Source organism: Humidesulfovibrio sp. (genome assembly GCF_030689645.1).
Lineage (GTDB): Bacteria > Desulfobacterota > Desulfovibrionia > Desulfovibrionales > Desulfovibrionaceae > Humidesulfovibrio.
Genome location: NZ_JAUYFU010000086.1, coordinates 61,377 through 84,672, shown reverse-complemented (window position 1 = coordinate 84,672; position 23,296 = coordinate 61,377). Strand labels below are relative to the sequence as shown.

Annotated in this window: 21 protein-coding genes and 1 pseudogene; 4 read left to right on the top strand and 18 right to left on the bottom strand. The window is 63.5% G+C overall.

Annotated features, from left to right (window positions below; all coding sequences use genetic code 11):
- Both Q8O35_RS12220 and Q8O35_RS12215 read right to left on the bottom strand, forming a co-directional pair.
- A pseudogene (locus Q8O35_RS12220) lies at positions 1-257 on the bottom strand (transcriptional repressor); the annotation flags it as partial.
- A gap of 15 nt (positions 258-272) precedes the next feature.
- A complete protein-coding gene (locus Q8O35_RS12215) occupies positions 273-1,166 on the bottom strand; it encodes a metal ABC transporter solute-binding protein, Zn/Mn family (protein ID WP_305573696.1) in 894 nt (297 codons plus the stop codon).
- 114 nt (positions 1,167-1,280) lie between these two features.
- On the opposite strand from Q8O35_RS12215, the gene Q8O35_RS12210 reads away from it, so the two are divergent.
- Both Q8O35_RS12210 and Q8O35_RS12205 read left to right on the top strand, forming a co-directional pair.
- Positions 1,281-2,225, top strand: a complete 945-nt coding sequence (locus Q8O35_RS12210) for a permease (protein ID WP_305573694.1) — start codon at positions 1,281-1,283, stop codon at positions 2,223-2,225.
- Positions 2,225-3,076 carry a hypothetical protein gene (locus tag Q8O35_RS12205; RefSeq protein ID WP_371133128.1) on the top strand — a complete coding sequence of 284 codons (852 nt, stop codon included), beginning with the start codon at positions 2,225-2,227 and terminating at the stop codon, positions 3,074-3,076. The genes Q8O35_RS12210 and Q8O35_RS12205 overlap by 1 nt, the downstream gene beginning before the upstream one ends.
- Positions 3,077-3,148: 72 nt before the next feature.
- Here Q8O35_RS12205 and leuB read toward each other — a convergent pair whose 3' ends face one another.
- The 14 genes from leuB to Q8O35_RS12135 form a co-directional block, all read right to left on the bottom strand.
- Complete coding sequence (gene leuB / locus Q8O35_RS12200; RefSeq protein WP_305573690.1) at positions 3,149-4,219, bottom strand: 3-isopropylmalate dehydrogenase; 1,071 nt, start codon at positions 4,217-4,219, stop codon at positions 3,149-3,151.
- 23 nt (positions 4,220-4,242) lie between these two features.
- Positions 4,243-4,743: a 3-isopropylmalate dehydratase small subunit gene (locus Q8O35_RS12195; RefSeq protein WP_305573688.1), complete on the bottom strand. Its 501-nt coding sequence runs from the start codon at positions 4,741-4,743 to the stop codon at positions 4,243-4,245.
- A 24-nt stretch (positions 4,744-4,767) separates the two neighbouring features.
- Entirely contained in the window at positions 4,768-6,027 is a 1,260-nt protein-coding gene (gene leuC, locus Q8O35_RS12190; RefSeq protein WP_305573686.1) for a 3-isopropylmalate dehydratase large subunit, read from the bottom strand.
- Entirely contained in the window at positions 6,012-7,565 is a 1,554-nt protein-coding gene (locus Q8O35_RS12185; RefSeq protein ID WP_305573684.1) for a 2-isopropylmalate synthase, read from the bottom strand. The genes leuC and Q8O35_RS12185 overlap by 16 nt, the downstream gene beginning before the upstream one ends.
- Before the next feature lie 482 nt (positions 7,566-8,047).
- Entirely contained in the window at positions 8,048-9,283 is a 1,236-nt protein-coding gene (locus Q8O35_RS12180; protein ID WP_305573682.1) for a phenylacetate--CoA ligase family protein, read from the bottom strand.
- 24 nt (positions 9,284-9,307) lie between these two features.
- Entirely contained in the window at positions 9,308-10,126 is an 819-nt protein-coding gene (locus tag Q8O35_RS12175; protein WP_305573680.1) for an ABC transporter ATP-binding protein, read from the bottom strand.
- Positions 10,127-10,128: 2 nt separating this feature from the next.
- Positions 10,129-11,337, bottom strand: a complete 1,209-nt coding sequence (locus tag Q8O35_RS12170) for an ABC transporter substrate-binding protein (protein ID WP_305573678.1) — start codon at positions 11,335-11,337, stop codon at positions 10,129-10,131.
- 43 nt (positions 11,338-11,380) lie between these two features.
- On the bottom strand, positions 11,381-12,427 hold the full coding sequence (locus Q8O35_RS12165; protein WP_305573676.1) for a branched-chain amino acid ABC transporter permease: 1,047 nt from the start codon (positions 12,425-12,427) through the stop codon (positions 11,381-11,383).
- Between the two features lie 2 nt (positions 12,428-12,429).
- Positions 12,430-13,317 (bottom strand): branched-chain amino acid ABC transporter permease, encoded by an 888-nt coding sequence (locus Q8O35_RS12160; protein WP_305573674.1) that lies wholly within the window; start codon positions 13,315-13,317, stop codon positions 12,430-12,432.
- A 6-nt stretch (positions 13,318-13,323) separates the two neighbouring features.
- Complete coding sequence (locus Q8O35_RS12155; protein WP_305573672.1) at positions 13,324-15,228, bottom strand: AMP-binding protein; 1,905 nt, start codon at positions 15,226-15,228, stop codon at positions 13,324-13,326.
- 23 nt (positions 15,229-15,251) lie between these two features.
- A complete protein-coding gene (locus Q8O35_RS12150; RefSeq protein ID WP_305573670.1) occupies positions 15,252-16,046 on the bottom strand; it encodes an ABC transporter ATP-binding protein in 795 nt (264 codons plus the stop codon).
- Complete coding sequence (locus Q8O35_RS12145) at positions 16,046-16,699, bottom strand: CBS domain-containing protein (RefSeq protein WP_305573668.1); 654 nt, start codon at positions 16,697-16,699, stop codon at positions 16,046-16,048. Before Q8O35_RS12145 ends, Q8O35_RS12150 begins: the two co-directional genes overlap by 1 nt.
- 457 nt (positions 16,700-17,156) lie before the next feature.
- Entirely contained in the window at positions 17,157-17,930 is a 774-nt protein-coding gene (pssA, locus tag Q8O35_RS12140) for a CDP-diacylglycerol--serine O-phosphatidyltransferase (RefSeq protein WP_305573666.1), read from the bottom strand.
- 27 nt (positions 17,931-17,957) lie between these two features.
- Positions 17,958-18,596, bottom strand: a complete 639-nt coding sequence (locus Q8O35_RS12135) for a phosphatidylserine decarboxylase family protein (RefSeq protein WP_305573664.1) — start codon at positions 18,594-18,596, stop codon at positions 17,958-17,960.
- 152 nt (positions 18,597-18,748) lie between these two features.
- Between Q8O35_RS12135 and Q8O35_RS12130 the strand changes: the two genes are divergently transcribed.
- Both Q8O35_RS12130 and Q8O35_RS12125 read left to right on the top strand, forming a co-directional pair.
- Positions 18,749-19,840, top strand: a complete 1,092-nt coding sequence (locus Q8O35_RS12130; RefSeq protein WP_305573662.1) for a metal-dependent hydrolase — start codon at positions 18,749-18,751, stop codon at positions 19,838-19,840.
- A gap of 20 nt (positions 19,841-19,860) precedes the next feature.
- Positions 19,861-20,370, top strand: coding sequence for a nitroreductase family protein (locus tag Q8O35_RS12125; protein WP_305573660.1), 510 nt, complete (start codon positions 19,861-19,863; stop codon positions 20,368-20,370).
- A gap of 9 nt (positions 20,371-20,379) precedes the next feature.
- Here the strand turns inward: Q8O35_RS12125 and nhaA are convergent, their stop codons facing one another.
- Complete coding sequence (gene nhaA, locus Q8O35_RS12120; RefSeq protein WP_305573658.1) at positions 20,380-21,708, bottom strand: Na+/H+ antiporter NhaA; 1,329 nt, start codon at positions 21,706-21,708, stop codon at positions 20,380-20,382.
- 66 nt (positions 21,709-21,774) lie between these two features.
- Complete coding sequence (locus Q8O35_RS12115) at positions 21,775-23,112, bottom strand: UDP-glucose/GDP-mannose dehydrogenase family protein (protein WP_305573655.1); 1,338 nt, start codon at positions 23,110-23,112, stop codon at positions 21,775-21,777.
- Positions 23,113-23,296: the final 184 nt, after the last annotated feature.

Below are 23,296 nucleotides of genomic sequence, written 5' to 3'. Positions count from 1 at the left end.
TGGGCGTGCCCCGCTGCGCCCGAACGCAGGCAGTAGCGGAAGGCGCGTTCGCCTGCGTTGTGCCTGGTGGCGGCCTTGTGCTCCACCAGCAGGTCAAGAATCCGGTACAGCGTCACGCGGTTCAAATGCGCGCCAAGCTTCGCCAACAGTTCCTGCGGCGTTGCCGGCCCCCCGGCCTCGGCCAAGGCCTGAACCACGAGCACGCGCTTGCCCGTGGGCGCAAGGCCCGCGCGCGTCAAAATATCCTGTCCGTTCATGCGGTCTCCCGGCGGCTACTGCAACGCTTCACGGAACCCCGTGGCGACCTTCAGGAGATTGGTTTCCCAATCTTCGGCCAGGGGATCGGCGATGACCAGCTTCGCGCCAACGGCCTTGGCGATGGTGCCGGCGGTGCGATGACTCATCTGCGGCTGCACAAAGATGACCTTGGCCCCCTTGGCCTTGGCTTGGCTGACTATGGCGGCCAGACGCCGAGGCGCAGGCTCCTTGCCCTCGAACTCGATGGATGTCTGGGTCAGGCCATAGTCCCTCGCAAAGTATCCCCAGGCGGGGTGAAAGACCAGGAAGGTGCGCTTGTCTGCGGGGATGCCTGCGAACAGGCCCTTCAACTGCACGTCCAGGGCGTCGATCTCCTTCAGGAAGGCCGCAAGGTTGGCGGCATAAACCTTTGCGTGCACAGGGTCGGCCTTTGAGAACGCCTCGGCGATCCTGGCGCTCATCTGACGAACCTGCGCTGGAGAGACCCAAACATGCGGGTCCATGTCCGCCTCGTGCCCATGATGGCCCTTGGCGCCAGCCTTGTGGGCATCGGCGTGGCCTTCGGGCATGGGCAGCTTTTTCAAATCCGCGTCCGTATGCACGAAGAGCAGCTTGGGGTTCGCCCCCTTGAGCCGAGGCTCCCAGGCTTCCTCAAACTCCAGCCCGGCGGAAAGGTACAGGGTCGCGCCCGCTATGGCGCGCATCTGTGATGGCTTGGGCTCATAGGTGTGCGCGTCGGCTCCGGCAGGCACCAGCACCGTGGTGGCGATGAGCTCACCGCCTATCTTTTTGGCAAAATGATCGACTGGCGCAACCCCTACGGCCACCTGCACTTTCCCGGCAAAAGCCAGAACCGGCAAGGCGCAAACAACCAGGACAACACACAAAAGTCCAAGCACTTTTCTCATTGCGGGTACTCCATGTTTCAGCTAAACCCCAAGGCGATGCAACTCTGTTGCACACCAACTGCAACAAAGTTGCATCACTGTCAATACGGGCCTACTCAAGGGTTCAAGGAAACCATGGACCAGAGCGCTTTCGCCATCTTCTCGGCCATCGTCACCTCCATCGTACTGGAGGCCGCGCCGTTTTTGCTGCTGGGCTCTCTGCTGTCGTCCATTCTGGCCGTATATCTGAGCGACGACGCCCTGGGGCGGCTGGGCCGCAAGCACCTTTCCGCCCAGATCGGCCTGGGCCTTGTGGCCGGGCTCATCCTGCCCACCTGCGAATGCGGAGTGGTGCCGGTGACGCGCAGGCTGCTGAAAAAAGGCGTTCCCGCCGGGGCGGCCATTCCCTTCATGCTGGCGGCTCCGGTCGTGAACCCAGTATCGCTGGCCTCCACCTGGGTGGCCTTCCAAGGCGATTGGCAGATGGTGGCCGGTCGCGTGGCTTTGGTGGTTTTGCCCGCTGCCGCCCTTGGCTGGGCTCTGGGCAACAGCAAGGGCCTGGATCTTCTGCGGCCCGCCGCTGGCAATGGCCTTGTCATGGCGCATGAAGCTCCCCACGACGCCGGGTGCGGCTGCGGTTGCGGGCACAAGGGCAAGCGCCCCGGCCTGGCCCAAGGCGTGCTCGACGTGCTGCGCGGCACGGGGCGGGAATTCTTGGACATGAGCCTGTTCCTGATCGTTGGAGCATGCGCCGCCGGACTGTTCAAGGTCTTCCTGCCGCAGGAATGGCTCACCCTGGTTTCCGCCAACCTCTGGCTGGCTGTGCCCGCCATGATGCTCCTGGCCGTGCTCATGAGCATCTGCTCCGAGGCCGACGCCTTCGTGGCCGCCAGCCTGTCCATGTTCCCGCGCCCGGCGCTCCTGGCCTTCCTGGCCCTCGGCCCCATGCTGGACTTGAAGCTGCTGCCCGCGTTCCTCTCTGTGTTCCAACGGCGCGTGGCGCTGGCGGTCATCCTGGTCCCAGCTGCTACGGTGTACGTGCTGGCCATGAGCCTGGGGCTGACCGGGGTGTTCAAGTGATGTCTCTGGCGGACTTCCGCGCCAACTTCCAGGTCCGCGTACAGGACCGCGTGGACGGGCTGTGCCTGCTCTCGCTCGGCGGACTCATGTTCGCCTTGGCGCGCTCCGGCCTGTACTGGTATTTCCTGAACCCGAGGTTCAGCACCATCACCCTCGCCGCTGGCGCGCTGCTGGCCCTCACCGGGCTTGTGCTGATTGTGCGGCCAGCACCCGGCAAGCCCACCACTGCGCGGCTGTGTCGGCAGGCTGTGCTTTTAGGCTTTCTGTCCCTGGCTGCAACCTCATGGGGCCAGGCGGCCAGCGAGCCCTTGCCAGGGGCCATGAGCCCCGCCGCGTCCGACAACATAGGCGCAGCGCCTGAGGCAGAGACCACGGTGGACCCGCGGCCCATCAAAAACGGCTCGGCTTACCTACGCCTGAATCTGGCCGAGCTGTATATCATGCTGGACAAAGGCCGCACTGACTATCCGCCACGCTTCGCCCTGCGCGCCGTGGTGGTGCGGACCCCGGAGCTGGATGCACGCGGATATGTGCTGCTCAAGCGCACGGCCATGGTCTGCTGCCTGGCCGACAGCATGGAGCTGAGCTTCGTCACTCGTGGGCCAGACCTGGACGCCCTTCAAACCGGCGACTGGGTGGAGGTGTTCGGACGCCTGGAGCCGCTGGATGTCTGGGATGACGGGAAAGGCGCGGACCAGGGCCTGGTGAAGGCTACGCCAAAAAGCGAAGGGCCGTCCCTTTCGCTGACCAATCCGAAATTGCGCATCCAGGCCGAAGCCGTGACGCCTATCCAGATGCCGGCCTTCCCCTATCTCTTCGAGTTCCGCGAACAGGAGCCCTTTGCCTGGTAAAAACCAGTCGGACGCAAAAACGGGGGACCGGTCGCCCGATCCCCCGCCTCAATCGCGTGATGCTCTGACCCGCTACATGTTCGCCAGCACGGCGTCGCCCATGGCCACGCAGCCCACGAGCTTGCAGCCTTCCTCGCGGATGTCGCCGGTGCGGTAGCCCTGCGAAAGGGTCTTCTGCACCGCGGCCTCGATGGCTGCGGCCTGCTGGTCCATGTCGCCCGCGCTGTAGCGCAGCATCATGGCCACCGAGAGGATGGTGGCCAGAGGATTGGCCTTGTCCTGCCCGGCGATGTCCGGGGCGGAGCCGTGAATGGGCTCGAACAGGCCGGGGTTCTTCTCGCCCAGGCTGGCCGAGGGCAGCATTCCGATGGACCCGGTGATGACCGAAGCCTCGTCGGACAGGATGTCGCCGAAGAGGTTCTCGGTGACGATGACGTCGAACTGCGAGGGGTCGCGCACAAGCTGCATGGCCGCGTTGTCCACGTACATGTGGCTCAGTTCGATGTCCGGGTAGTCCTGGGCCACCTCCAGCACGATCTCGCGCCACAGGCGGGACACATCCAGCACGTTGGCCTTGTCCACGCTGCACAGCTTCTTGCGGCGCTTGCGCGCGGCCTCGAAGCCCACCTTGGCGATGCGCCGGATCTCATGCTCGGCGTAGATCATGTTGTTGAAGCCCACGCGCTCGCCATCGCGCACCTCCACGCCCTTGGGCGTGCCGAAGTACGCGCCGCCGGTAAGCTCGCGCACCACCAGCAGGTCAATGCCCTTAGCGACGATGTCCGGGCGCAGGTAGCAGGCGTGCTTGAGCTCCGGAAACAGGCTGGCCGGGCGCAGGTTGGCGAAGAGCCCCAAAGCCTTGCGGATGCCGAGCAGACCGCGCTCCGGGCGGATTGCCGGATCGATGGTGTCCCATTTGGGGCCGCCCACCGCGCCCAGCAGCACGGCATCTGCCGCCTGGCACAGCCGCACCGTGGCATCAGGAAGAGGACCTCCCGTGGCGTCGATGGCGCTGCCACCGATGAGGGCTTCCTCGATCTCAAAGCCGGTGCCGAACTTTTCCGTCACCTTGGCCAGCACGCGCAGGGCCTGGCCGATGATTTCCTTGCCGATGCCGTCGCCGGGCATGACACAAATTTTCATATTCTTTCCCATCCTCGCCGCCCTTACTGCCTGTCCGCCAGGCGTTTTTTCACGTAGGGCACCAGTCCGCCAGCGTCGAGGAGCTCCTGCATGAAGGCGGGCACCTTGGCGCAGATGATGGTCTCACCCGTGGTCAGGTTCCTGATCTGCCCATTGCCGGTGTCCACCTCAAGCTTGTCGCCGTCGCTCAACTTGGCGATGTCGTCGCCCACTTCCAGAAGCACCAGGCCCATGTTGAACCCGTTGCGGTAGAAGATGCGGGCGAAACTTTTGGCCACAACCACGGGGATGCCCGCGCCCAAAATGGCGATGGGCGCGTGTTCGCGGCTGGAGCCGCAGCCGAAGTTCTCCTCGGCCACCATGATGTCGTTCTTGCTCACGCGTTTGACCCAGCCGGGCTCAAGCCCTTCCATGCAATTGCTTCCCAGAACCTCGGAATCCGTGGTCACCAGAAACCTGGCCGGGATGATGGCGTCGGTGTCGATATGCGCCCCGACCTTGTGCGCCTTGCCTGTGACGAGCATGTGTGTCTCCTTGTGGTTCGAGGCTTACAGCTTCGCGGGGTTCATGATCTCGCCAGCGATGGCGCTGGCTGCGGCCACAGCCGGACCGGCCAGGTAGACCTCGCTTTCCAGGCTGCCCATGCGGCCCCGGAAATTGCGGTTGGTGGTGGCGATGCAGCGCTCCCCCCCGGCCAGAATGCCCATGTGGCCGCCCAGGCACGGGCCGCAGGTGGGCGGGCCGACCACGGCGCCTGAGTCCATGAAGATGCTGAACAGGCCTTCATCCATGGCCTGCCGCCAGATTTTCGGCGTGGCGGGCAGGATGATGAGCCGCACGTTCTTGTGGGCCTTGCGGCCCTTGAGGATGGCTGCGGCTTCGCGCAGGTCCTCAATGCGGCCATTGGTGCAGGAGCCGATGACCACCTGGTCCACGCGCAGGCCCTTGAGCTCATCCACACCGCGAACGTTGTCGGGCAGGTGCGGGCAGGCCACCTGGGGCGGCATGCCGGTAACGGACAGAGTAAAGTCCTGCTCGTACACAGCGCCGGCATCGGCCTTGAGGAGCGTGTCGCCGTTTCTACCAGCGGCTTTGCAGTAGGCCAAAGTCTTTTCGTCCACCGGGAACAGGCCGGCCTTGCCGCCCGCCTCGATGGCCATGTTGGCCATGGTCATGCGGCCTTCGATGGACAGGGCGTCGATGACCGGCCCGCCGAACTCCAGCGCACGATAAAGTGCGCCGGAAACGCCGAGGCGGCCAATGAGGTGCAGGATCAGGTCCTTGGCTCCCACGAAAGGCTCAAGGGTTCCTTCAAAGGCCGCGCGGATGGTGGGCGGCACCTTGAACCAGGTTTCGCCCAGGGCCATGGCTCCAGCGATGTCCGTGGAGCCCATGCCAGTAGCGAAAGCGCCAAGGCCGCCGTAGGTGCAGGTGTGGCTGTCCGCGCCAACGACGATGTCGCCGGGGCCAACCAGGCCGAGCTCGGGCAGGAGCGCGTGCTCAACGCCCACGTTGCCGCCCTCGTAGTAGTGGGTCACCCCCATCTGCTGGGCGAACTCGCGCACCACCTTCACCTGTTCGGCGGAGTCAATGTCCTTATTCGGCGTGAAGTGGTCGCACACGAGCGCCACCTTGTCCTTGTCGAACACCTTGCCCGCGCCCATGGCCTTGAAGGACTTGATGGCCAGGGGGGCGGTGATGTCGTTGGCGAGGACCAGCGACACGCGACAGTTGACTATCTGCCCGGCGCGGGTGATTTCCTCGTCCGTGTGCGCCTGCAGGATTTTTTCGGCTAAATTGTGGGACATTCGTCTTTCTCCTCTCTCATTTTCTCCAAACGGTTGAGCGCGTTCAGGAAGGCCATCGCGCTGGCCACGAGGATGTCCTCGTTGGTGCCCCGGCCTACGGATTTCTTCGATTCGTGCGCAATGCGCACGGTCACAGTGGCCTGGGCGTCGGTTCCGCCTGTGACGGCGTTTATCTGGAAGCGATCAAGGGCGGGCGCGTAGCCCACCATCTCGCCAATGCACTTGAACAACGCATCCACCGGGCCTTCACCAAAGGCGGAGTGGCGCTTCTCCTCCACGATCTTCTCGCCGTCCAACACTTCCAGCACCATGGCCGCATGCGGCGGCACGCCGTGGGTGCCGGAGAAGATGCTCATGTCCTTCATGCGGTACTTATCGCGACGGCGGTAGACCTTCTCAAGGACAAGCGCCTCCACGTCCTCGTCGAACACGCGCTCCTTCTTGTCCGCCAGCTCCTTCACAGCCGCGAAGACCACGGCGAGCTGCTGCTCGTCCAGCGGATAGCCCAGCTCCACAAGCTTTGACTTGATGGCATGGCTGCCGGAGTGCTTGCCGATGATCATCTCCGTGCCCTTGCGGCCCACGGATTCGGGCGTCATAATCTCGTAGGTCAGCGGGTTCTTGAGCATGCCGTCCTGGTGGATGCCGGACTCGTGCGCGAAGGAATTGGTGCCCACGATGGCCTTATACGGCGGGATAGGCTGGCCGATGATCTGCGAAAGCCTGCGGCAGGACGGATAAAGCTGCCGGGTGTTGATCCCGCAGTCGATCTGGTACAGTTCGCGGCGAGTGTGCAGGGCCATGACCAGCTCTTCCAGGGAGGCGTTGCCCGCGCGCTCGCCGATGCCGCACAGGGTGACCTCGGCCTGCCTCGCACCAGCGCGGATTGCGGACAAACTGTTGGCCACGGCCAGGCCCAGGTCGTTGTGGCAGTGCACGCTGAACACGGCGTCCTTGGCGTTGGGCACGGTCTTGAGCAGATAGGCGATGAGCTCGCCGAACTCGAAGGGCTGGGCGTAGCCCACGGTGTCCGGGATGTTCACGGTGGTGGCGCCGGCGCGAATGACGGTCTCGCACACCTGGGCCAGAAACGCCCAGTCGGAGCGCGAGGCGTCCTCTGCGCTGAACTCCACGTTGGGGCACAGGCTCGCGGCGTGCTTCACCGCGGCCTCGGCCATTGTGAGCACCTCCTCGCGCGATTTGCGCAGCTTGTGCGCCATGTGGATCTCGCTGGTGGCCAGAAAGGTGTGGATGCGGGGGTGGGCGGCGTCTTTGATGGCCTCCCAGCCGCGGTCGATGTCCTTGTTCAGGGCGCGGCACAGGGCGGCCACCTGCACGTTCTTCACAGCGCCGGCGATGGCCTTGACGGCCTCGAAGTCGCCATGACTGGCGGCGGGAAAGCCCGCCTCGATAACGTCGACGCCGAGAGTCTCCAGCTGCTGCGCCAGGCCGACTTTTTCCTCAAGGCTCATGGTGGCGCCGGGAGACTGCTCTCCGTCGCGGAGGGTGGTGTCGAAAATATATACGCGGTCAGACATGATATCCTCCTCGCTCGAATTTGTGAACCTATCCGGTTCATGGATGGCTTGCAAGAATGCCAAAAAGCGCACTGCGGGCGCATGCCCGCGCAGGGGATGCCGTCCCAGAAGGGATGCTCTTTCAGCCGAAGAAGGGAAAAGTGGAAAGAATCGGCTTACAAGTGCCCCGTCTGGGACTCTCGTAGGCTCGCTAGGGCGAGGAAAAGCGAAAGGTTCGCTATGGCGGAAGGCTGGATACGGGTCATCCTGTCGTCTCCTGCATTCTGGCACGGCCTTGAGGCAACGTCACCTCTGGTCGAGGGAGCAAGCTGCCGTGGCTTTCCAGGACGCATTATCAAAACCTAAAAACTCTGAAATGGAGTTTGCCATTTCATGCCCCGGCTTGTCTAGTGCATGAGCACAGATTTCATGAGCCAAAGCCGCAAACCGCCCGCAACACTGTGGCACAAGCCAAAGCGCACACCTGCGTTTGCGCCAGATGGCTAGAACTCCCGGTTGTCCACAAGGCGCTTGGCCTCCGGTGCGATGCCCTCCGCCCCCACCAGCTCAACAACGGGCCTGAGTTTGAGCACAGCCTGGAACGCGGTTCCAAAGGCCCCAGTGTCCAGATCACCGGAAACGGCAAGCCGCACGGTGAGCTTGTCCTTGCCGCCGGGGTTGCTCACCACTATCTGCCAGGCGCGGATTTGCGGGAACTGGCCAGCCACCTGCGCAGCCTGCGCCGGGTATATGAACTGCCCCTTGACCTTGGCCGTATCGTCGGCGCGTCCAAGAATGCCCTCCAGCCTTGCCGAAGTGCGCCCGCATGCGCAGGACGACACGTTCAGCCGCGACAAATCTCCCGTGGCCAGCCGGATGAGGGGGTATTCGCGCGCAAATGGCGTCACCACAACCTCCCCCACTTCCCCCGCAGGCAAGGCACAGCCGGTCTGCGGATCACAGATTTCCACCAGGGCGCGGGAGGACAGATGCATTCCTTCTGCCTCTGCGCATTCATAGGCGATGCAGCCCACATCCGCCGTGCCGTAGCCCTGGCGCACCGTGCAGCCGAACATATCCTCAACCTCGGCGCGCAGCGCAGGAGAAAGGCGCTCCGCAGCCACAAAGGCCTTGCGCAGGCTCAGGTCCTTGCTGGGGTCCAGGCCCAGGCTCCGCACCTTTTCGCCAATCACCTTGAGATAACTGGCCATGCCCACAAAGCCCGTAACGGGCAGCCGCCGCATGAGCTCCACCTGAACCTCAGTATTGCCAGGACCGGCGGGAATCACCGCGCAGCCCAGTTCGCGCAGGGGCTCCTCAAGCATGAGCCCCGCCGGGGTCAGATGGTAGCTGAATGTCATCTGGGCCAGGTCGCCCTTCGCAAAACCTGCGGCATGAAAAGCCTCGGTCCAGCCCCAGTAGTCGCGCCGGGCGCCTTCAGGATCGAAAAGCGGGCCAGGGGATTGGTAGATGCGGCGCAACTCCCCCGGGCGGCAGGTGAGCAGCCAGTCGAGGCCGCGCTCCTCCTGGAGCGCCATGAGTTCCTTCTTGTGCAGGGGCGGCAGTGAGGCAAAGCCCTCAGGGGTAGCTGCAGCGCGGGCGGAGAGCCCCGCAAGGGCCAGCCGCGCCCGGAACTCTTGAGAATGCCTGGCGGCTTTGGCCACAAGACTGCGCACAGCCTTCCATTGCGCCTCCCGGCGCTTGTCCGGGGCTGCGCCCTCCAGATGATTATGGAACATCGCGTCTCTCCTTGCCCCTGCGGGCTAGCCCAGCCAGCGTTTGCGCCGCCTGTAGTGCTTCACGTCCCGGTAGCTGCGCTTGTGGCCGCTAGAGCCCATGCCCAGGTAGAACTCCTGCACGTCCGGATTGTCCAGCAGACTCTTTGCCTGCCCCTCCATGACGATGCGGCCATTCTCCATGATGTAGCCCTGCCCGCTCACTGTAAGCGCGGCGCGGGCGTTCTGCTCCACCAGCAGCACGGTCACGCCCTCATTGGCGTTGATGCGCATGACGATCTCGAAGATTTCCTCCACCAGCAAAGGGGCAAGCCCCAGGCTCGGCTCGTCGAGCAGCAGCAGCCGGGGCCGAGCCATCACCGCGCGGCCGATGGCCAGCATCTGCTGCTCGCCGCCGGACATGTACCCGGCCTGCTGCTTGCGGCGCTCCTTCAAGCGCGGGAAGTAGGCGTAGACCTTCTCCAGGCTTTCCGGGATCTCGCCGCGGGGCCTGGTGTGCGCTCCGCAGCGCAGGTTCTCTTCAACCGTGATGTCCACAAAGATGCGCCGACCCTCCATGACCTGGAAGATACCCTGGCGCACGATGCGCTCCGGCGCCAGGGTGTGGATTGGCGCACCGTCGAACAGCACCGACCCGGCTGTGACCTCTCCGTTTTCCGAGCGCAGGAGCCCGGAAATGGCCTTGAGCGTAGACGACTTGCCTGCGCCGTTGGCGCCGAGCAGGGCCGTGATGCCGCCCTCGCGCACGTTGAGGGAAAGCCCCTTGAGCACGAGGACGACGTCGTTGTACACGACCTCCAGGTTCTCCACCCGGAGCAGATCTTTTGCGGGCGCAGTTTCCGTCATTGTTACTTACCGAGCCACTCCGCCTTGCGTTCCAGGCTCTCCTGCGCCACGAAGGCGAGTTTGCCACCGCTGATCTTGTAAAGGAACACGGCCATGCTGGGGCGGTGGTCCGCAGGCAGGAAGCTGACCTTGGGCGCCAGGCCCATGGGATCAAAGTCCGTCATGCCCTCAAGGGCGGCCTTGATGCTCTTTCCGGTGAGGGGGCCCTTGGCTGCGGCCTGACGCAGGCCCTCGCCCATGACCAGCATGGAGACGAAGCCGCGCACGTAGTGGGTCATCTGCGGCTGATTCTTGGCGGTCTCCATCAAGGCCTTCATGCCCGGCACGTCCTGACCATACACAGCGGCGGCCTGAAGGCTGTACGCACCCTCGCAGGCATCGCCCGCCATCTTGATCAGGTTCTCGTCGGAACCCCAGATGTTGGTGAGGAAGGTGGCCTTGAGCCCGATTTTCTTGGCGTCCTTGAGGATGACCGCTGTGGAGGGCGTGGTGCCGCCGATCCAGATGAAGTCCGGCTTCTTGTCCTTCAGGGGCAGAAGCTGGGTGGTGGCGTCAATGGCCTTCAGATCCACGGCGGCCTCGCCCACGATCTCGAAGCCAAGCTCGGCGGCATACTCCTTGGCGGCGGGAATGGGCGCCAGGCCATAGGGATGATCGGGATACAGGAACGCCAGTTTGGGCGCGCGCGCCTCCTTCCAGTTGGCCTTGAAGTGCTTGAGTCCGGCACGCACCTGGGTGGAGTAGTCCGCCGAGGTGAAGAAGTTGTAGGGTGCAGTCTTGGGATCCGTCAGGTGCGCGGAATAGGACGCCGAGAAGTAGGGGATCTCGTCCTTGGCCGCCATGCGGGTCAGGGCCTCGGTAACGGCGGTGCCGTAGCCCTGTATGGCCGCCACCTTCTCTTGGGCGAACTTTTTGTAGATGGAGAGGCCCTGCTGCACGTTGTACGCGTCGTCCTGCACATCGAGCACGATCTTGGCCCCGCCGATGCCGCCGTTGGCGTTGATGTACGCGGCTCCGGCCTTTACGCCCTCGGCGTAGGGCACGCCCACGGACGAAGTGGGGCCGGAAAGGTCGATGATGCCGCCGATGCGGATATCGCCGCCCGGCTTGACCGCAGCCGCGTCATCCTTCTTCTCGCCGCCGCAGCCGCCTGCAGCCAGGGCCAGGCTCAAGCCAAGGCCCAGAAGCATCGTCACGAATGTCTTTTTCATAATGTCCCCCCCTTGATGCGAAACGTGGTTCTCCCCGGCCCCCCTAGTGGGCGAAGGGGTACAATTTCCAGTATGACTTGACGAGCCGCCAGCGGTTGGCAAGGCCTTCCGGCTCAAAGATCAGGAAAAGCATGAGGGTGAGGCCGAACACGCCCTCCCGCAGGGCCGCCAACTGGCTGCTGATGTCCGGAAACACGCCGGTGAGCGAACGAGTCGCCGCCGTGAGCACCTCAGGCAGAAGGGTCATGAACACTGCGCCCATGACCGAGCCGACAATGCTGCCCAAGCCCCCGATGACGATCATGGCCAGATAGGTGATGGACAGCCCGATGCCGAACTGCTCACCGGAGAGGAACAGGGTGTAATGCGCCCAGAGCCCCCCGGCCACGCCAGCCAGGAACGACGACAGGCCGAAAGCGACCAGCTTGTAGGCGAAGAGGTTCACCCCAGCTATTTCGGCGGAAAGGTAGAAGTCGCGGATGGACACGAAGGCCCGGCCATGACGCGTGCGCATGACGTTGGCGACGACGGCGAGGGTGCAGGCGGCCACCGCGAACAACAGGTAGAACATGCGGCGCTCGCCCTCGAAGGAGAAGCCCAGAATCTTCGGAGGCTCAAGCATAAGCCCGCGCGAGCCGCCCGTGGCGGTCTCCCAGTGCAGGAACACGTATTCGAGGATGAGCTGCGCCGCCAGGGTGGCGATGGCCAGGTAAATGCCCTTGAGCCGCAGCGAAGGCACGCCGAAGAACATTCCCACTAAGGCCGACGCGCCGCCGCCCAGAAGAAGCGCGGCCAGGAAGGGCACGCCGTTCAGCGTGGCCTGTGCCGCCGCATAGGCTCCCACCCCGATGAACGCCCCGTGGCCCAGGGATATCTGGCCGCAGATTCCGGTGAGCAGATTGAGCGACACCGCGCCGATGACCGCGATGCACATGAGGTTAAGGACGGAGAGAAGATAAGTGTCCAGCACCAGCGGGCACAGCAGCAGCAAAGCAACAAAAAGGCCCAGGCTCCAGCGCTGGAAGCCGGTATTGAACAACCCGGCCTCGGCCCGGTAGCTTTCAAAAAAGAGTCCGCAATTGCCTTGCATGCCTACACCCGCTCGATGTCTTTGGTGCCGAAGAGCCCATAGGGGCGGATCATGAGGATAATCACCAGCACCACGAATGCCGCCACGTCACGGAAGCCGCCAAGGCCCAGGAGATCTTTGGCCAGACCGTCGCAGACGTTCTCAAGCACGCCGATGATGAGCCCGCCCAGGGCCGCGCCCAGGAGGCTGTCCAGGCCGCCCAGGATCACCGCCGGAAAGACCTTGAGGCCAAGCACGCCCAGATGGGAGTTGATGCCGTTGATGTTCCCGAGGATGACGCCGCCGACCGTGGACACCACGCTGGCGATGCACCAGGACAGGGCGAAGATGCCCCGGATGCCGATGCCCATGCTCTGGGCGGCCTGCTGGTCATGGGCCGTGGCCCGCATGGCAATGCCCATGCGCGAATACTTGAAAAACAAAGTGAACAGGCCAAAGAGCACAGCAGAGAGCGCGAAGGCCGCAATGTACACCGGCGCAACAGGCAGCCCGGCGATCATCACCGGCGTGCTGGGCAGCACCTCCGGGTACACGCGTATCTGCGTGCCCCAAATGAGCTGGACGATGCTCTTCAGCACCGAGGACAGGCCGATGGTCACCATGATCACGCAGATGTGCGCCTCCCCGATGAGGGGCCGCAGGGCCAGGCGCTCAACCAGCAGGCCCAGCACCACGGAGAAGCCCAGCGTCATGAAGAACGCCCACACGAAGGGGATGGAGAGCTGCACAGTGAGGCCGAAGCAAACGTAGGCCCCGACCATGACCATCTCGCCCTGGGCGAAGTTGACGACCTTGGTGGCCTTGTAGATGACCACGAAGCCCAGGGCCACGAGACTGTAAATCCCGCCCACCACCAGGCCGTTGATGAAAAGTTGCAGATAGTATTCCACGCGGCTTCAGCCTCCCGCTGTTTCTATGCGGATGTCGCCGCACATCTGGCGCACGCGTCCGTCCTGGTACTGGATCTCCATCTCAAGGTTCAGGGCGCAGGCCTCGGTGTACAGGGCCTCTATGAGCGCGCCATAGCGCTCGTTGATAGTGCCCCGGCGCACCTTGCGGGTGCGGGTCAACTCGCCGTCATCGGCGTCCAGCTCCTTGTAGAGCAAGGCAAAGCGGCGGATGCGGGTGGCCTCGGGCAGGCTGGCGTTGATGCGCTCGATCTCGTCTCGCACCAGTGCGTACACCTGCTCCTTGGCGGCAAGATCCTGGTAGGTGGTGAAGGTGATCATGCGCCCTTCCGCCCAGTGCCCAACGATGCTCATGTCTATGCAGACGATGGCGGTCACGTGCTCCCGCCCCTGACCCAGGACCACGGCCTCGCGCACGTAGGGAGAAAACTTGAGCTTGTTCTCGAGAAACTGCGGGGAAAAGCGCGTGCCGCAGGCCAGGTGCATCACATCCTTCAGACGGTCGATGACCACCAGCCGCCCGGTGTTGTCAAAGAACCCCGCATCGCCGGAGAGCAGCCAGCCATCGCTCAGGGTCTCCGCCGTGGCCTTTTCGTTCTTGTAGTAGCCCATGAACACCGCCGGGCTTTTGGAGAGGATCTCGCCGCCCTCGGAAATGCGCACCTCGGTCTCTGGAATGGGCAGGCCCACGGAATCGAAGTCGATGGCTCCGTCGCGGTGGATGCAAGAGATGCCCGCGATCTCGGTCTGGCCATAAATCTGCTTCAGGTTGACGCCGAGGGCGTGGAAGAATCGGATGGTGTCCGGCCCAAGGGCGGCGCCGCCAGTGGAGGCGCTGCGGATGCGCGAGAAACCAAGCCTGTCGCGCAGGGCGCGGAACAGGCACAGATCGGCCAGCTTGTAGCCAAGCGTGACCGCCAGTCCAGGCTTTTTGCCAGCGAAGCGTTCGTCCACATACTTGAGCCCCAAGGGCATGAAGAAGTTGTAAAGCAGGCGCTTGCCCGGCGTTGTCTCCAGAATGTCGCCGCGCACCTTGGCGGACAGCCCCTCCCACACGCGCGGAGGCGAAAAGATCAGGTGCGGGCCGATCTCGCGGATGTTGGCCTGCACAGTGTCCGGCTCTTCCGGGAAGTTGACGCAGAACCCGAAGAGCAGGCTTGAGGCCACGGCCATCATCTGCTCACCCATCCAGGCCAGAGGCAGGAAGGACACGAATTCGTCCGACTGGTGCTTGCGGTCCACCTGACCAAGGTTGGCGGCCATGGACAAGAGGTTGCGGTGGGAGAGAACGGCCAGCTTGGGCCGGCCCGTGGTGCCGGAGGTTGTGGCCACAAGGGCCGCGTCGCCGGGCTTGATGCGTCCGAGCATGGCCGTGAACTCGGCCACGGAGTCAGTCACAGCTTTGCGGCCAAGCTCGCACACGGCCTCGAAACTCAAGAGCCCTGGCTCCTTGCAGCCGGCAAGCCCCTTCGGATCGTGGTACACGATGTGCTTGAGCAGCGGCAGATCTGGCCGCAGGGTGAGCATCTTGTCCACCTGCTCCTGGTCCTCGGCCACAACCAGCCGCGCCTCGGAAAGCTCGAAGATGTAGCGGATCTCCTCTGGCGGGGAGTCCTGGTACAGGCCAAGGGCCATGCCGCCCAAGGCCTGGATGCCAAGCTCGGCGAAAAGCCATTCCGGCCTGTTGTCGCCGATGATGATGACCATGTCGCCGCGGCCAAGGCCCAGCTCGCGCAGGCCGCAGGCGAACTCCGCGGTGAGCCCCAGGTAGTCGCGCCAGGAAAATGGCTGCCAGACGCCCCACTGCTTTTCGCGCAGGGCGGCCTTGCGTGGGCGCTCACTTGCCTGCCGGAGCAGCAGTGCTGGCAGGGTGGTCTCGTGTGCTTTGGTCAAAAGCGTTTCCTTTTCGGGGGATGTTAGCGGCCCATGAAGGTGGCGTCTTCCGTGCCCAGATAAGCGGAAATGACAGCCTGGTCGGCGCTGATCTCGTCGGGCCGCCCCTGCGCCAGGACAGAGCCGAAGTCCAGCACCACGATCTTGTCGGAGATGTCCATGACCACGCCCATGTCGTGTTCGATGAGCAGCACTGTTGCGCCCCACTCCTCGCAGATGTCGAGGATGTAGCGGGCCATGTCCTCGGTTTCTTCCAGGTTCATGCCGGCCATGGGCTCGTCCAGCAGAATGAGCTTCGGCTCAGCCGCCAGGGCCCGGCCCAGCTCCACTCGCTTCTGCACGCCATAGGGCAGATGTCCAGCGGCCTGGTGGCGGTAGGGTGAAAGCCCGAGGAAATCGATGACATCCTCAACGCGGCGACGGTGAACGCTCTCATCCGCCACTGCGCGGCCATGATAGAAAATGGCGGACAATAGCCCGTAGTGGATGAGGTGGTGTCGGCCAACCATCAGGTTGTCGAGCACGGACAGCCCCTTGAACAGCGCGATGTTCTGAAAAGTGCGCGAGAGACCCATGGCGGCGCGCTTATGCGCGGCCAGTCGCAGCATGTCTTGGCCGTCGAGATAGATTTCTCCAGAGTCCGGCGTGTAGCGACCGCTGATGCAGTTGAGGATGCTGGTCTTGCCCGCGCCGTTGGGGCCGATGAGCGAGACGATGCGCCCCTTCTCGACGGAAAAGGACACATCGGTGAGCGCGGCGATGCCCTTGAAGGTCAGCGTCACGCCCTTCACTTCAAGGAGCGGTGTCGTCTTGGTCATCACTGCCACTCGTGCATGAAGTCCATGGGACCCATGACCTTGTAGCCGCGATCCTGCAGGGCCGCAGCAATGGGGGAGGCGTCGCGCGTATCCACGCGAACCACAACGATGCGTTTTCCGCCGTGAAAGAAGGTGCCTGTTGAGATGATGGAAAGGCCCATGCCCGCGATGATCCCGGCAACCTCGTGCAGCACGCCGGGGCGGTCGTTGGCCTCGAAGGTGATGCGCGAGCCTCCCTCTCGGTGGCCCATCTCCTCCACCAGCACATCAAGCATGACGCTGCGGTTGATGTATCCGATCAACTGGCCCTGATGGTCCACTACCGCAAGCCCGGCGAGGTTGCGTTCGAACATCATGTCCGCAGCAGCCTCGACCTCGGTTTCCGGCGGTATGGTCTTGATGTCCTTTCGGATTATGCGTTCAACCGTGAGGCGGCTCATGAGGTACTTGATCTCGTGCTTGTCGAGAGAGGTCATGATGCTCGGCAAAGATGCAGAGAGATCCTCAGGCCGCACATAGCCCAGAAGCTTGCCGCCATCCACCACCAGCAACATGCCCAAGCGGCTCTCATCAAGAAGCTTCTGAGCCTCAAGCACCGGGGTCTTGGGCGTAACTGTGACGAAGTTGCGCAGCATCTTCAGACCTACGTACATCATCCCTCCTCGAAGTTCTCATGTTGTCCGAACCTGTGGCACGGGCTCCAAAAAACCTGTTTGCGCCACTTGAGTCAAGAAAAAAGTGAGCGCTCAACTACATTGAATGCGAAACAAGTCCTTGAGACGCCAGCAAGAGCTGACGCGCTGCATTCACTGCGTCCCGATGGGGAGGAAACGGACCCTCTGAGCGGAAAAGAAGCGCCCTTTCAGCAATGGGGCAAAGAAAAGGTGGAGGCGGAGTTCCTCGTACGAGGAGGCGAAATCATCTCGGCCAGCCAGAGTGACGGAACACCTGGATTCGCTAGGCCCAACGCGACAGGCATGAGATCCGCAACCAGAGCAGATCAACAGATTCCGCACCTGAAGAGCAGGTGTTGTCTCATCCCCTGCGCAACGCGCGCATCAAGACTCAAGGGCCTGCGTTCGAAACAGCCGGGCCTCTCGGCGTATGGTTCTAGCTGGCTTGCGGCCCCTTCTGCGAGTCTCGCTGAAGCTTGGAGCTGCGGGGGGAGAGGATGAAAAGAGTGTAGAGCGGGCCGCTGATGATATAGGCCATGAAGAAGACGAAGCCCAGCATCTTTGGCCTGGAGGCAACCATGACGAAGAGCAGGATGACGGTGACCATGGAGCTGAAGGGGTGGGCCTTGATGAACCCGTATTCCTTGAAGGAGGCGTAGCGCATGGTGCTGACCATAAGAAAGGACAACACGTACACGAGCACCAGACTGGCGGTGGGCAATACGTCGGCGGCCCAAGACTCGGGCAGATGCGGCGCAAAGATCACCAACGAAGCCAGCGTGCTGGCCTGGGCCGGAATGGGCAGACCGATGAAGAACTTCTTGCTGGTGACCGCAGCCTGCACGTTGAACCGCGCGAGACGAAGGGCGCCGCAGGTCAGAAGCAGGAACGAGGCCATAAGGCCCAGGGTGCCGAACTCAGAGAGGTGCCACTGGTACATCATGAGCCCCGGCGTTGCGCCAAAGGCCACAAGGTCGGCCAGGGAGTCGAACTGCACGCCGAATTCGCTGGTGGTGTTGGTCAGCCGGGCAACCTTGCCGTCCAGGCCGTCGAAGAGGCACGACCCAAGGATGCACAACGCCGTGTACTCAAACTTGCCCTCAATGGACCATATCATGCCCAGGAAACCCAGAAACAGGCTCGCCGTGGTGAACAGGTTCGGAAGTATGTACACGCCCTTATGACGGGGCAAAGCCTTATCCTTGGCCATTATTTCTCCCGGCTGATTCCGGCAATATTATTTGCGGACGGCGAGGGCCGTCTCGCCCGCGCGGACAGTCTCGCCCACGTAGACCTTAACAGCATAGTCGTCGGGCAGATAGAGGTCAACTCTGGACCCGAACTTGATAAGGCCAAAGCGCTCGCCCCGGCGCAGGATGTCGCCCGGCTCGGCCCAGCACACGATGCGCCGCGCGATGAGTCCGGCGATCTGCACCATGGTGAAACGGTCCTTGCCGCGGCCCATGACGACGATATTGCGCTCGTTGTCGGTGCTGGCCTTATCCAGGCTGGCGTTGAAGAACTTGCCGGGGATGTAGCGGATCAGCTCCACGCTGCCCTCCACCGGGGCGCGGTTCACATGCACGTCGAACACGTTCATGAACACGCAGACCACCTGGCGAATCTGGCCGCTCACGGGGTCCGGAGCGAAGTCCACCTTGATGATGCGCCCGTCCGCCGGGGAAATCACGGCATCCAGATCCTCCGGCGCCACGCGCTCGGGATCGCGGAAAAAATGCACCACGAAGCAGGTGACGAAGAGGAGGATGAGGGCCAGAAGCCACCAGCCCAGGGCCGCGAAGACCAGGGTGGCGAAGGCCGAAAGGCCGATGGACGGCAAGCCTTCGAGGCTGAGTCCGATGGTCGGTTTGCGCATTGGCGGCTGCTCCTGAAAGGTTGAAGTCACGGCGGTGCCGGACCAGAATTACTACTCGCCATTGGGGCGCAGGTCAACCGTAGCCTAGGGCGGCCAGAGAAGCACTGCGGGATGCTTTGCTTTTCGCTTTTGGCTGAAGTATGGAAGAAAGCATGGAGCCCGTCACCCATCTTGCTGCGGGCCTGCTTACCGCCCAGGCCCTGCGCCCGGCGCTTCTGCCGGGAAAAGCCGCTGCGCGCGGCTTCACCCTGCTCTGCTGCGTCGCGGCCACCATCCCCGACGTAGACAGCCTTTCGGGCCTGCTCGGCCCGGAATCTTACCTGCTGCACCACCGGGGCCTCACGCACTCGATATTCTTCCTGCCGTTTTTCGCCCTCTTGCTGGCCTGGGCCGCACGCAGGCTGGGCGCAGATGCGCCCCTGCGCCATGGCTTCATGGCTGCCGCTCTGGCCCTTATGACGCACCTGTTTCTGGATGTGGCGACAACCTTCGGCACCCAACTCTTCACGCCCTTCTCCAACACACGCATAAGCTTCGAGGGCGTGTTCATTGTGGACCCGATCTTCACCCTGGCGCTCCTGAGCTTCGCCCTTGCCGCCCGGCTTTCGCCCCGGCAAAGCCAAACACTGGCTCTGTGCGGCCTTGGCCTCCTGCTGGGCTATCCCATGCTCGGCAACGCGCTGCGCCTGGACATGCAGGCCCGCTACGAGGCACTGCTCACCGCGCGCGGCACCTCAGTGGAGCGAGTGAGCATAACGCCCGACGCATTTTCTCCCTACTATTGGAAGGTGGTTCTAGAGGACGGCCAGGAAGTGCGCGTGACCACGGCGACGATCTTTGACCTTGCCGCGCCCCACCCTGTTCTGCGCTTCCTACGCTTAGAGCGTTCAGAGTTGCTTCGCCTGAGCCAACAGGCCAGCTTCTTCGGCACCTATGCCTGGTTCGCAATCCATCCGGCGGAATGGCCCGCCCAGGCCGACGGATCCGCGCCCCCTCACGCACGCCGTTTTCTCGATGCGGCCTACGTCAACGCCAGCCCGGTAATGGCGGCGCTGTTCAGACAAAAGACAGGTTTTGCGGAATGTGCGGCATATTTTGACGACACCGGGCGGCTGGTGGCCTGGAGTGACTGGAGCGGCCGCACTCATCCGGTTCCCGAGGCCGGAGCTGGTCCGGCGAGCGCGAAGGCAAGCTCCGGGACCGCCACAGCAACTGACGTCAGAAATTCGAACATGAGGCCATAAAACATGCACAGGAGGACCGCATGGACACACTAGACGCTATCCTGAGCCGCCGCAGCATCCGCAAGTATACGGACCAGCCTGTGGGCGAGGAGCAGGTCAAGGAACTGCTTGTGGCGGCCATGGCCGCGCCGAGCGCAGGCAACCAGCAGCCCTGGCAGTTTGTTGTGGTGCGGGACAAGGCCCGGCTTGAAGAGATCGCCCGCATTCATCCCCACGCGACCATGGCCGCGAAGGCCCAGTTGGGCATTCTGGTCTGCGGCGACACGCGGGTGGAGAAGTATGCGGGCTATTGGGTCATCGACTGCGCAGCGGCGGTGGAGAACCTGCTGCTGGCGGCCCACAGCCTGGGCCTGGGCGCGGTGTGGACGGGTGTCCACCCCATGCCGGAGCGGGTGGAGGCCTTTGCAAAGCTCTTTGGCGCTCCCGAAGGCGTCATCCCCCACTCCTTCATCCCCGTGGGATACCCGGCGGAAGAAAAGAAGCGCGAGGACAGGTACCGCCCGGAGCGCGTGCACCTGGAGCGTTTTTAGCCGCGCGCGCTAGCTTTCATCTGCTATTTCCGGCAAACCGCGCAGCACGGCCCACCCAGCCAGGGCCGAGATGAGCGATCCGGACAGGATGCCGAGCTTGGCCAGGTCCGTCTGCTGCGGGCCAGGAAAGGCCAGGCCCGCCACGAAGATGGACATGGTGAAGCCGATGCCGGCCAGACAGCCTGCGCCCAGCAGGTGGCGCGAGGTCACGCCCGGCAGCTTCGGGCTCAGCCCCAGGCGGATCATGGCCAGGGTAGCCAGGCAGACGCCCACGGGCTTGCCCAGGGCCAAGCCAAGCCCAACTCCCAACGACAAGGGGCTGGACAAAGCAGAGAGCACATCGCCTGAAAGCGCCACCCCGCCATTGGCCAGAGCGAAGACGGGCATGATGGCGAAGGCCACCCAGGGATGCAGCCGGGCGTCGAGTCGCTGCAACGGAGTCTCGGCGTCTTGGCAGGCTTTGCGCAGGGTCAAAACGATCTTGTGCAGCCGGTCGCTGCCCAGCATGTTGCCGCCATGGTGCTCGTTCTTCAACTGATCCAGCAGGCGGCGGCTCTTCTCAAGCATTTCCCCCACGCCCATGCGCGACCGCGCGGGAATGGTCATGGCCGCCAGCACCCCGGCCACGGTGGCGTGAACGCCGGAGTTGTAGAAGCACAGCCAAGCCGCAGCGCCAAGAAGGAAATAAACCACGGTTCTGCGCACGCCCAGCGCGTTGGCCCCGGCCATGCCCGCCAGCAGCGCCAAACCCAGCGCCAAGGCGGGAAGATTGAGCTGCCCGCCATAGAACAGCGCGATGATCAGCACCGCGCCGATGTCGTCGGCAATGGCCAGAGCCGTAAGAAAGACCTTGAGGCTGGCCGGGATGCGCCTGCCCAAAAGCGACAGCACGCCCAGGGTGAAGGCGATGTCCGTGGCCATGGGGACGCCCCAACCGCGCTCGTTGCCCGTGCCCCAGGTGAAGGCCAGATACACCGCAGCAGGCACCACCATGCCGCCCACGGCGGCGGCGATGGGCAAGAGCGCCTTGCGGGCGCTGGAAAGCTCGCCCGCCAGGATCTCGCGCTTGATCTCCAGCCCCACGACGAAGAAGAACACCGCCATGAGCCCGTCGTTCACCCAGTGCAGCAACGACAGGGAAAGCTCAGACTTACCCGCGCCAACAGTGAGGTGGACATCCTGCAGCCGGGCGTAGGAGTCGCCAAAGGGCGAGTTGGCCCAGATCATGGCTGCGGCGGTGCAGGCCATAAGAAGCAGGCCGCCCGCAGCGCTGGTTTTGAAAAAACGGTTGAAGGGACTGAGGATTATCTCAATCGGAGCCTGTTTCTTGATGCGCATGGTCCTCCCGGTGCATTCCGTTCGGGCCGTAACCGCAGGAGCACGGGGTGCAGAACCCCGGCGCCGTTAACGGCCGATGCCGTAATGTTTGAGGCCGAACCGGGCAAGCAGCTCCGGCTGGTAGAGGTTGCGGCCATCGAAGATCACACGCCCGGCCAGCTTGCGGGCCATACCAGCGAAGTCCGGGTTGCGAAACTGATTCCAATCCGTCACCACAGCCAGTGCGTCGGCTCCATCCAGAGCTTCATACTGGTTGGCGACCAGCTCGACCAGGGCATTGCCAGAAAGCTCGCCTGCAGCGCGTTCTCGGGCCACCGGATCAAAGGCGCGCACGCGCATGCCGCGCGCGGACAGTTCATTGATGATGGCCAAGGCCGGGGCCTCGCGGATGTCGTCCGTATTGGCCTTGAAAGCCAGGCCCCAAACAGCCAGCGTCTTGCCCGCCACGCCGCCAAGCGGCTCGAAATGCTTGATCACCTTTTCGGCCAGCACCTGTTTCTGGCGGGTGTTCACCTGGTCCACGGCGTCGATGAGCGCAGCCTCGTACCCGGCCTCACGCGCAGTGCCCAGAAAAGCCTTCACGTCCTTGGGGAAGCACGAGCCGCCGTAGCCCACGCCGGGGTAGATGAAGTCGTAGCCGATGCGGTGGTCGCTGCCTATCCCGAGGCGCACCTCGGAAACGTCGGCCCCCACGCGCTCGCAGATGTTGGCCACCTCGTTGATGAAGGAAATCTTGGTGGCCAGCATGCAGTTGGCCGCATACTTGGTCATCTCCGCGCTGCGCACGCCCATGATGATGAGCTTTTCGCGGCTGCGGGCGAAGGGGGCGTAAAGCGCCTTGAGCATCTCCGCGCTCTTCTGGTTCTCCGTGCCCACGATGACGCGATCAGGCTTCATGAAGTCCTTCACCGCGTCGCCTTCTTTGAGAAATTCCGGGTTGGACACCACGTCCACGTCAAGGGTCAGACCGCGCGCAGCCAGCTCGCGGTCCAGTATGCCGCGCACGCGGTCAGCCGTGCCCACGGGCACAGTGGATTTGTTCACCACGATGAGCGGGCGGCTCACCGTGCGGCCGATCTCCTCGGCCACGGCATCCACGAAGCAAAGATCACACACGCCGTCCTCGCCGGAGGGCGTACCAACGCAGATGAAGGCGAACTCCGCCCCGTCGCCGTCAAAGGAGAGTCCATCGTCCAGGCTTGTTGTGAAGGTCAGGCGGCCCTCGGCGGTGTTGCGACGCACCAGTTCCTCAAGTCCGGGCTCGAATATATGGATGCGACCGGCGCGGAGGGTTTCCACCACCTGCGCGCTCTTGTCCACGCAGCGCACGTGGTTGCCCATTTCCGAGAGGCAGGCCGCAGTGACCAGGCCGACATATCCGGTGCCGACGATGCAGACATTCATGAACTGGCTCCTGACGTGAAACGTGCGTTGTGGTTGCTCTTTGAGTGCGTAGGGGTACCTTCCCGGGGAGGTGATGTCAACGCGCGGGCCAGCTCGCAGCCACAGCGCAACCAGCGAAGAGCAGCACCCGGTCCATGTGCGCCAAGGAACTGGCGCTGTTGCCTTTGCCCCTGGGAAAGCGTAC

Coding starts and splice junctions, on each gene's coding strand:
- Q8O35_RS12130 (WP_305573662.1), top strand. CDS start 18,749: ATGGAGCCCGTCACCCATCTTGCTGCGGGCCTGCTTACCGCCCAGGCC.
- pssA (WP_305573666.1), bottom strand. CDS start 17,930: ATGGCCAAGGATAAGGCTTTGCCCCGTCATAAGGGCGTGTACATACTT.
- Q8O35_RS12180 (WP_305573682.1), bottom strand. CDS start 9,283: ATGTTCCATAATCATCTGGAGGGCGCAGCCCCGGACAAGCGCCGGGAG.
- Q8O35_RS12185 (WP_305573684.1), bottom strand. CDS start 7,565: ATGTCTGACCGCGTATATATTTTCGACACCACCCTCCGCGACGGAGAG.
- Q8O35_RS12170 (WP_305573678.1), bottom strand. CDS start 11,337: ATGAAAAAGACATTCGTGACGATGCTTCTGGGCCTTGGCTTGAGCCTG.
- Q8O35_RS12135 (WP_305573664.1), bottom strand. CDS start 18,596: ATGCGCAAACCGACCATCGGACTCAGCCTCGAAGGCTTGCCGTCCATC.
- Q8O35_RS12115 (WP_305573655.1), bottom strand. CDS start 23,112: ATGAATGTCTGCATCGTCGGCACCGGATATGTCGGCCTGGTCACTGCG.
- nhaA (WP_305573658.1), bottom strand. CDS start 21,708: ATGCGCATCAAGAAACAGGCTCCGATTGAGATAATCCTCAGTCCCTTC.
- Q8O35_RS12210 (WP_305573694.1), top strand. CDS start 1,281: ATGGACCAGAGCGCTTTCGCCATCTTCTCGGCCATCGTCACCTCCATC.
- Q8O35_RS12205 (WP_371133128.1), top strand. CDS start 2,225: ATGTCTCTGGCGGACTTCCGCGCCAACTTCCAGGTCCGCGTACAGGAC.
- Q8O35_RS12145 (WP_305573668.1), bottom strand. CDS start 16,699: ATGTACGTAGGTCTGAAGATGCTGCGCAACTTCGTCACAGTTACGCCC.
- Q8O35_RS12125 (WP_305573660.1), top strand. CDS start 19,861: ATGGACACACTAGACGCTATCCTGAGCCGCCGCAGCATCCGCAAGTAT.
- Q8O35_RS12165 (WP_305573676.1), bottom strand. CDS start 12,427: ATGCAAGGCAATTGCGGACTCTTTTTTGAAAGCTACCGGGCCGAGGCC.
- Q8O35_RS12175 (WP_305573680.1), bottom strand. CDS start 10,126: ATGACGGAAACTGCGCCCGCAAAAGATCTGCTCCGGGTGGAGAACCTG.
- leuC (WP_305573686.1), bottom strand. CDS start 6,027: ATGTCCCACAATTTAGCCGAAAAAATCCTGCAGGCGCACACGGACGAG.
- leuB (WP_305573690.1), bottom strand. CDS start 4,219: ATGAAAATTTGTGTCATGCCCGGCGACGGCATCGGCAAGGAAATCATC.
- Q8O35_RS12215 (WP_305573696.1), bottom strand. CDS start 1,166: ATGAGAAAAGTGCTTGGACTTTTGTGTGTTGTCCTGGTTGTTTGCGCC.
- Q8O35_RS12195 (WP_305573688.1), bottom strand. CDS start 4,743: ATGCTCGTCACAGGCAAGGCGCACAAGGTCGGGGCGCATATCGACACC.
- Q8O35_RS12150 (WP_305573670.1), bottom strand. CDS start 16,046: ATGACCAAGACGACACCGCTCCTTGAAGTGAAGGGCGTGACGCTGACC.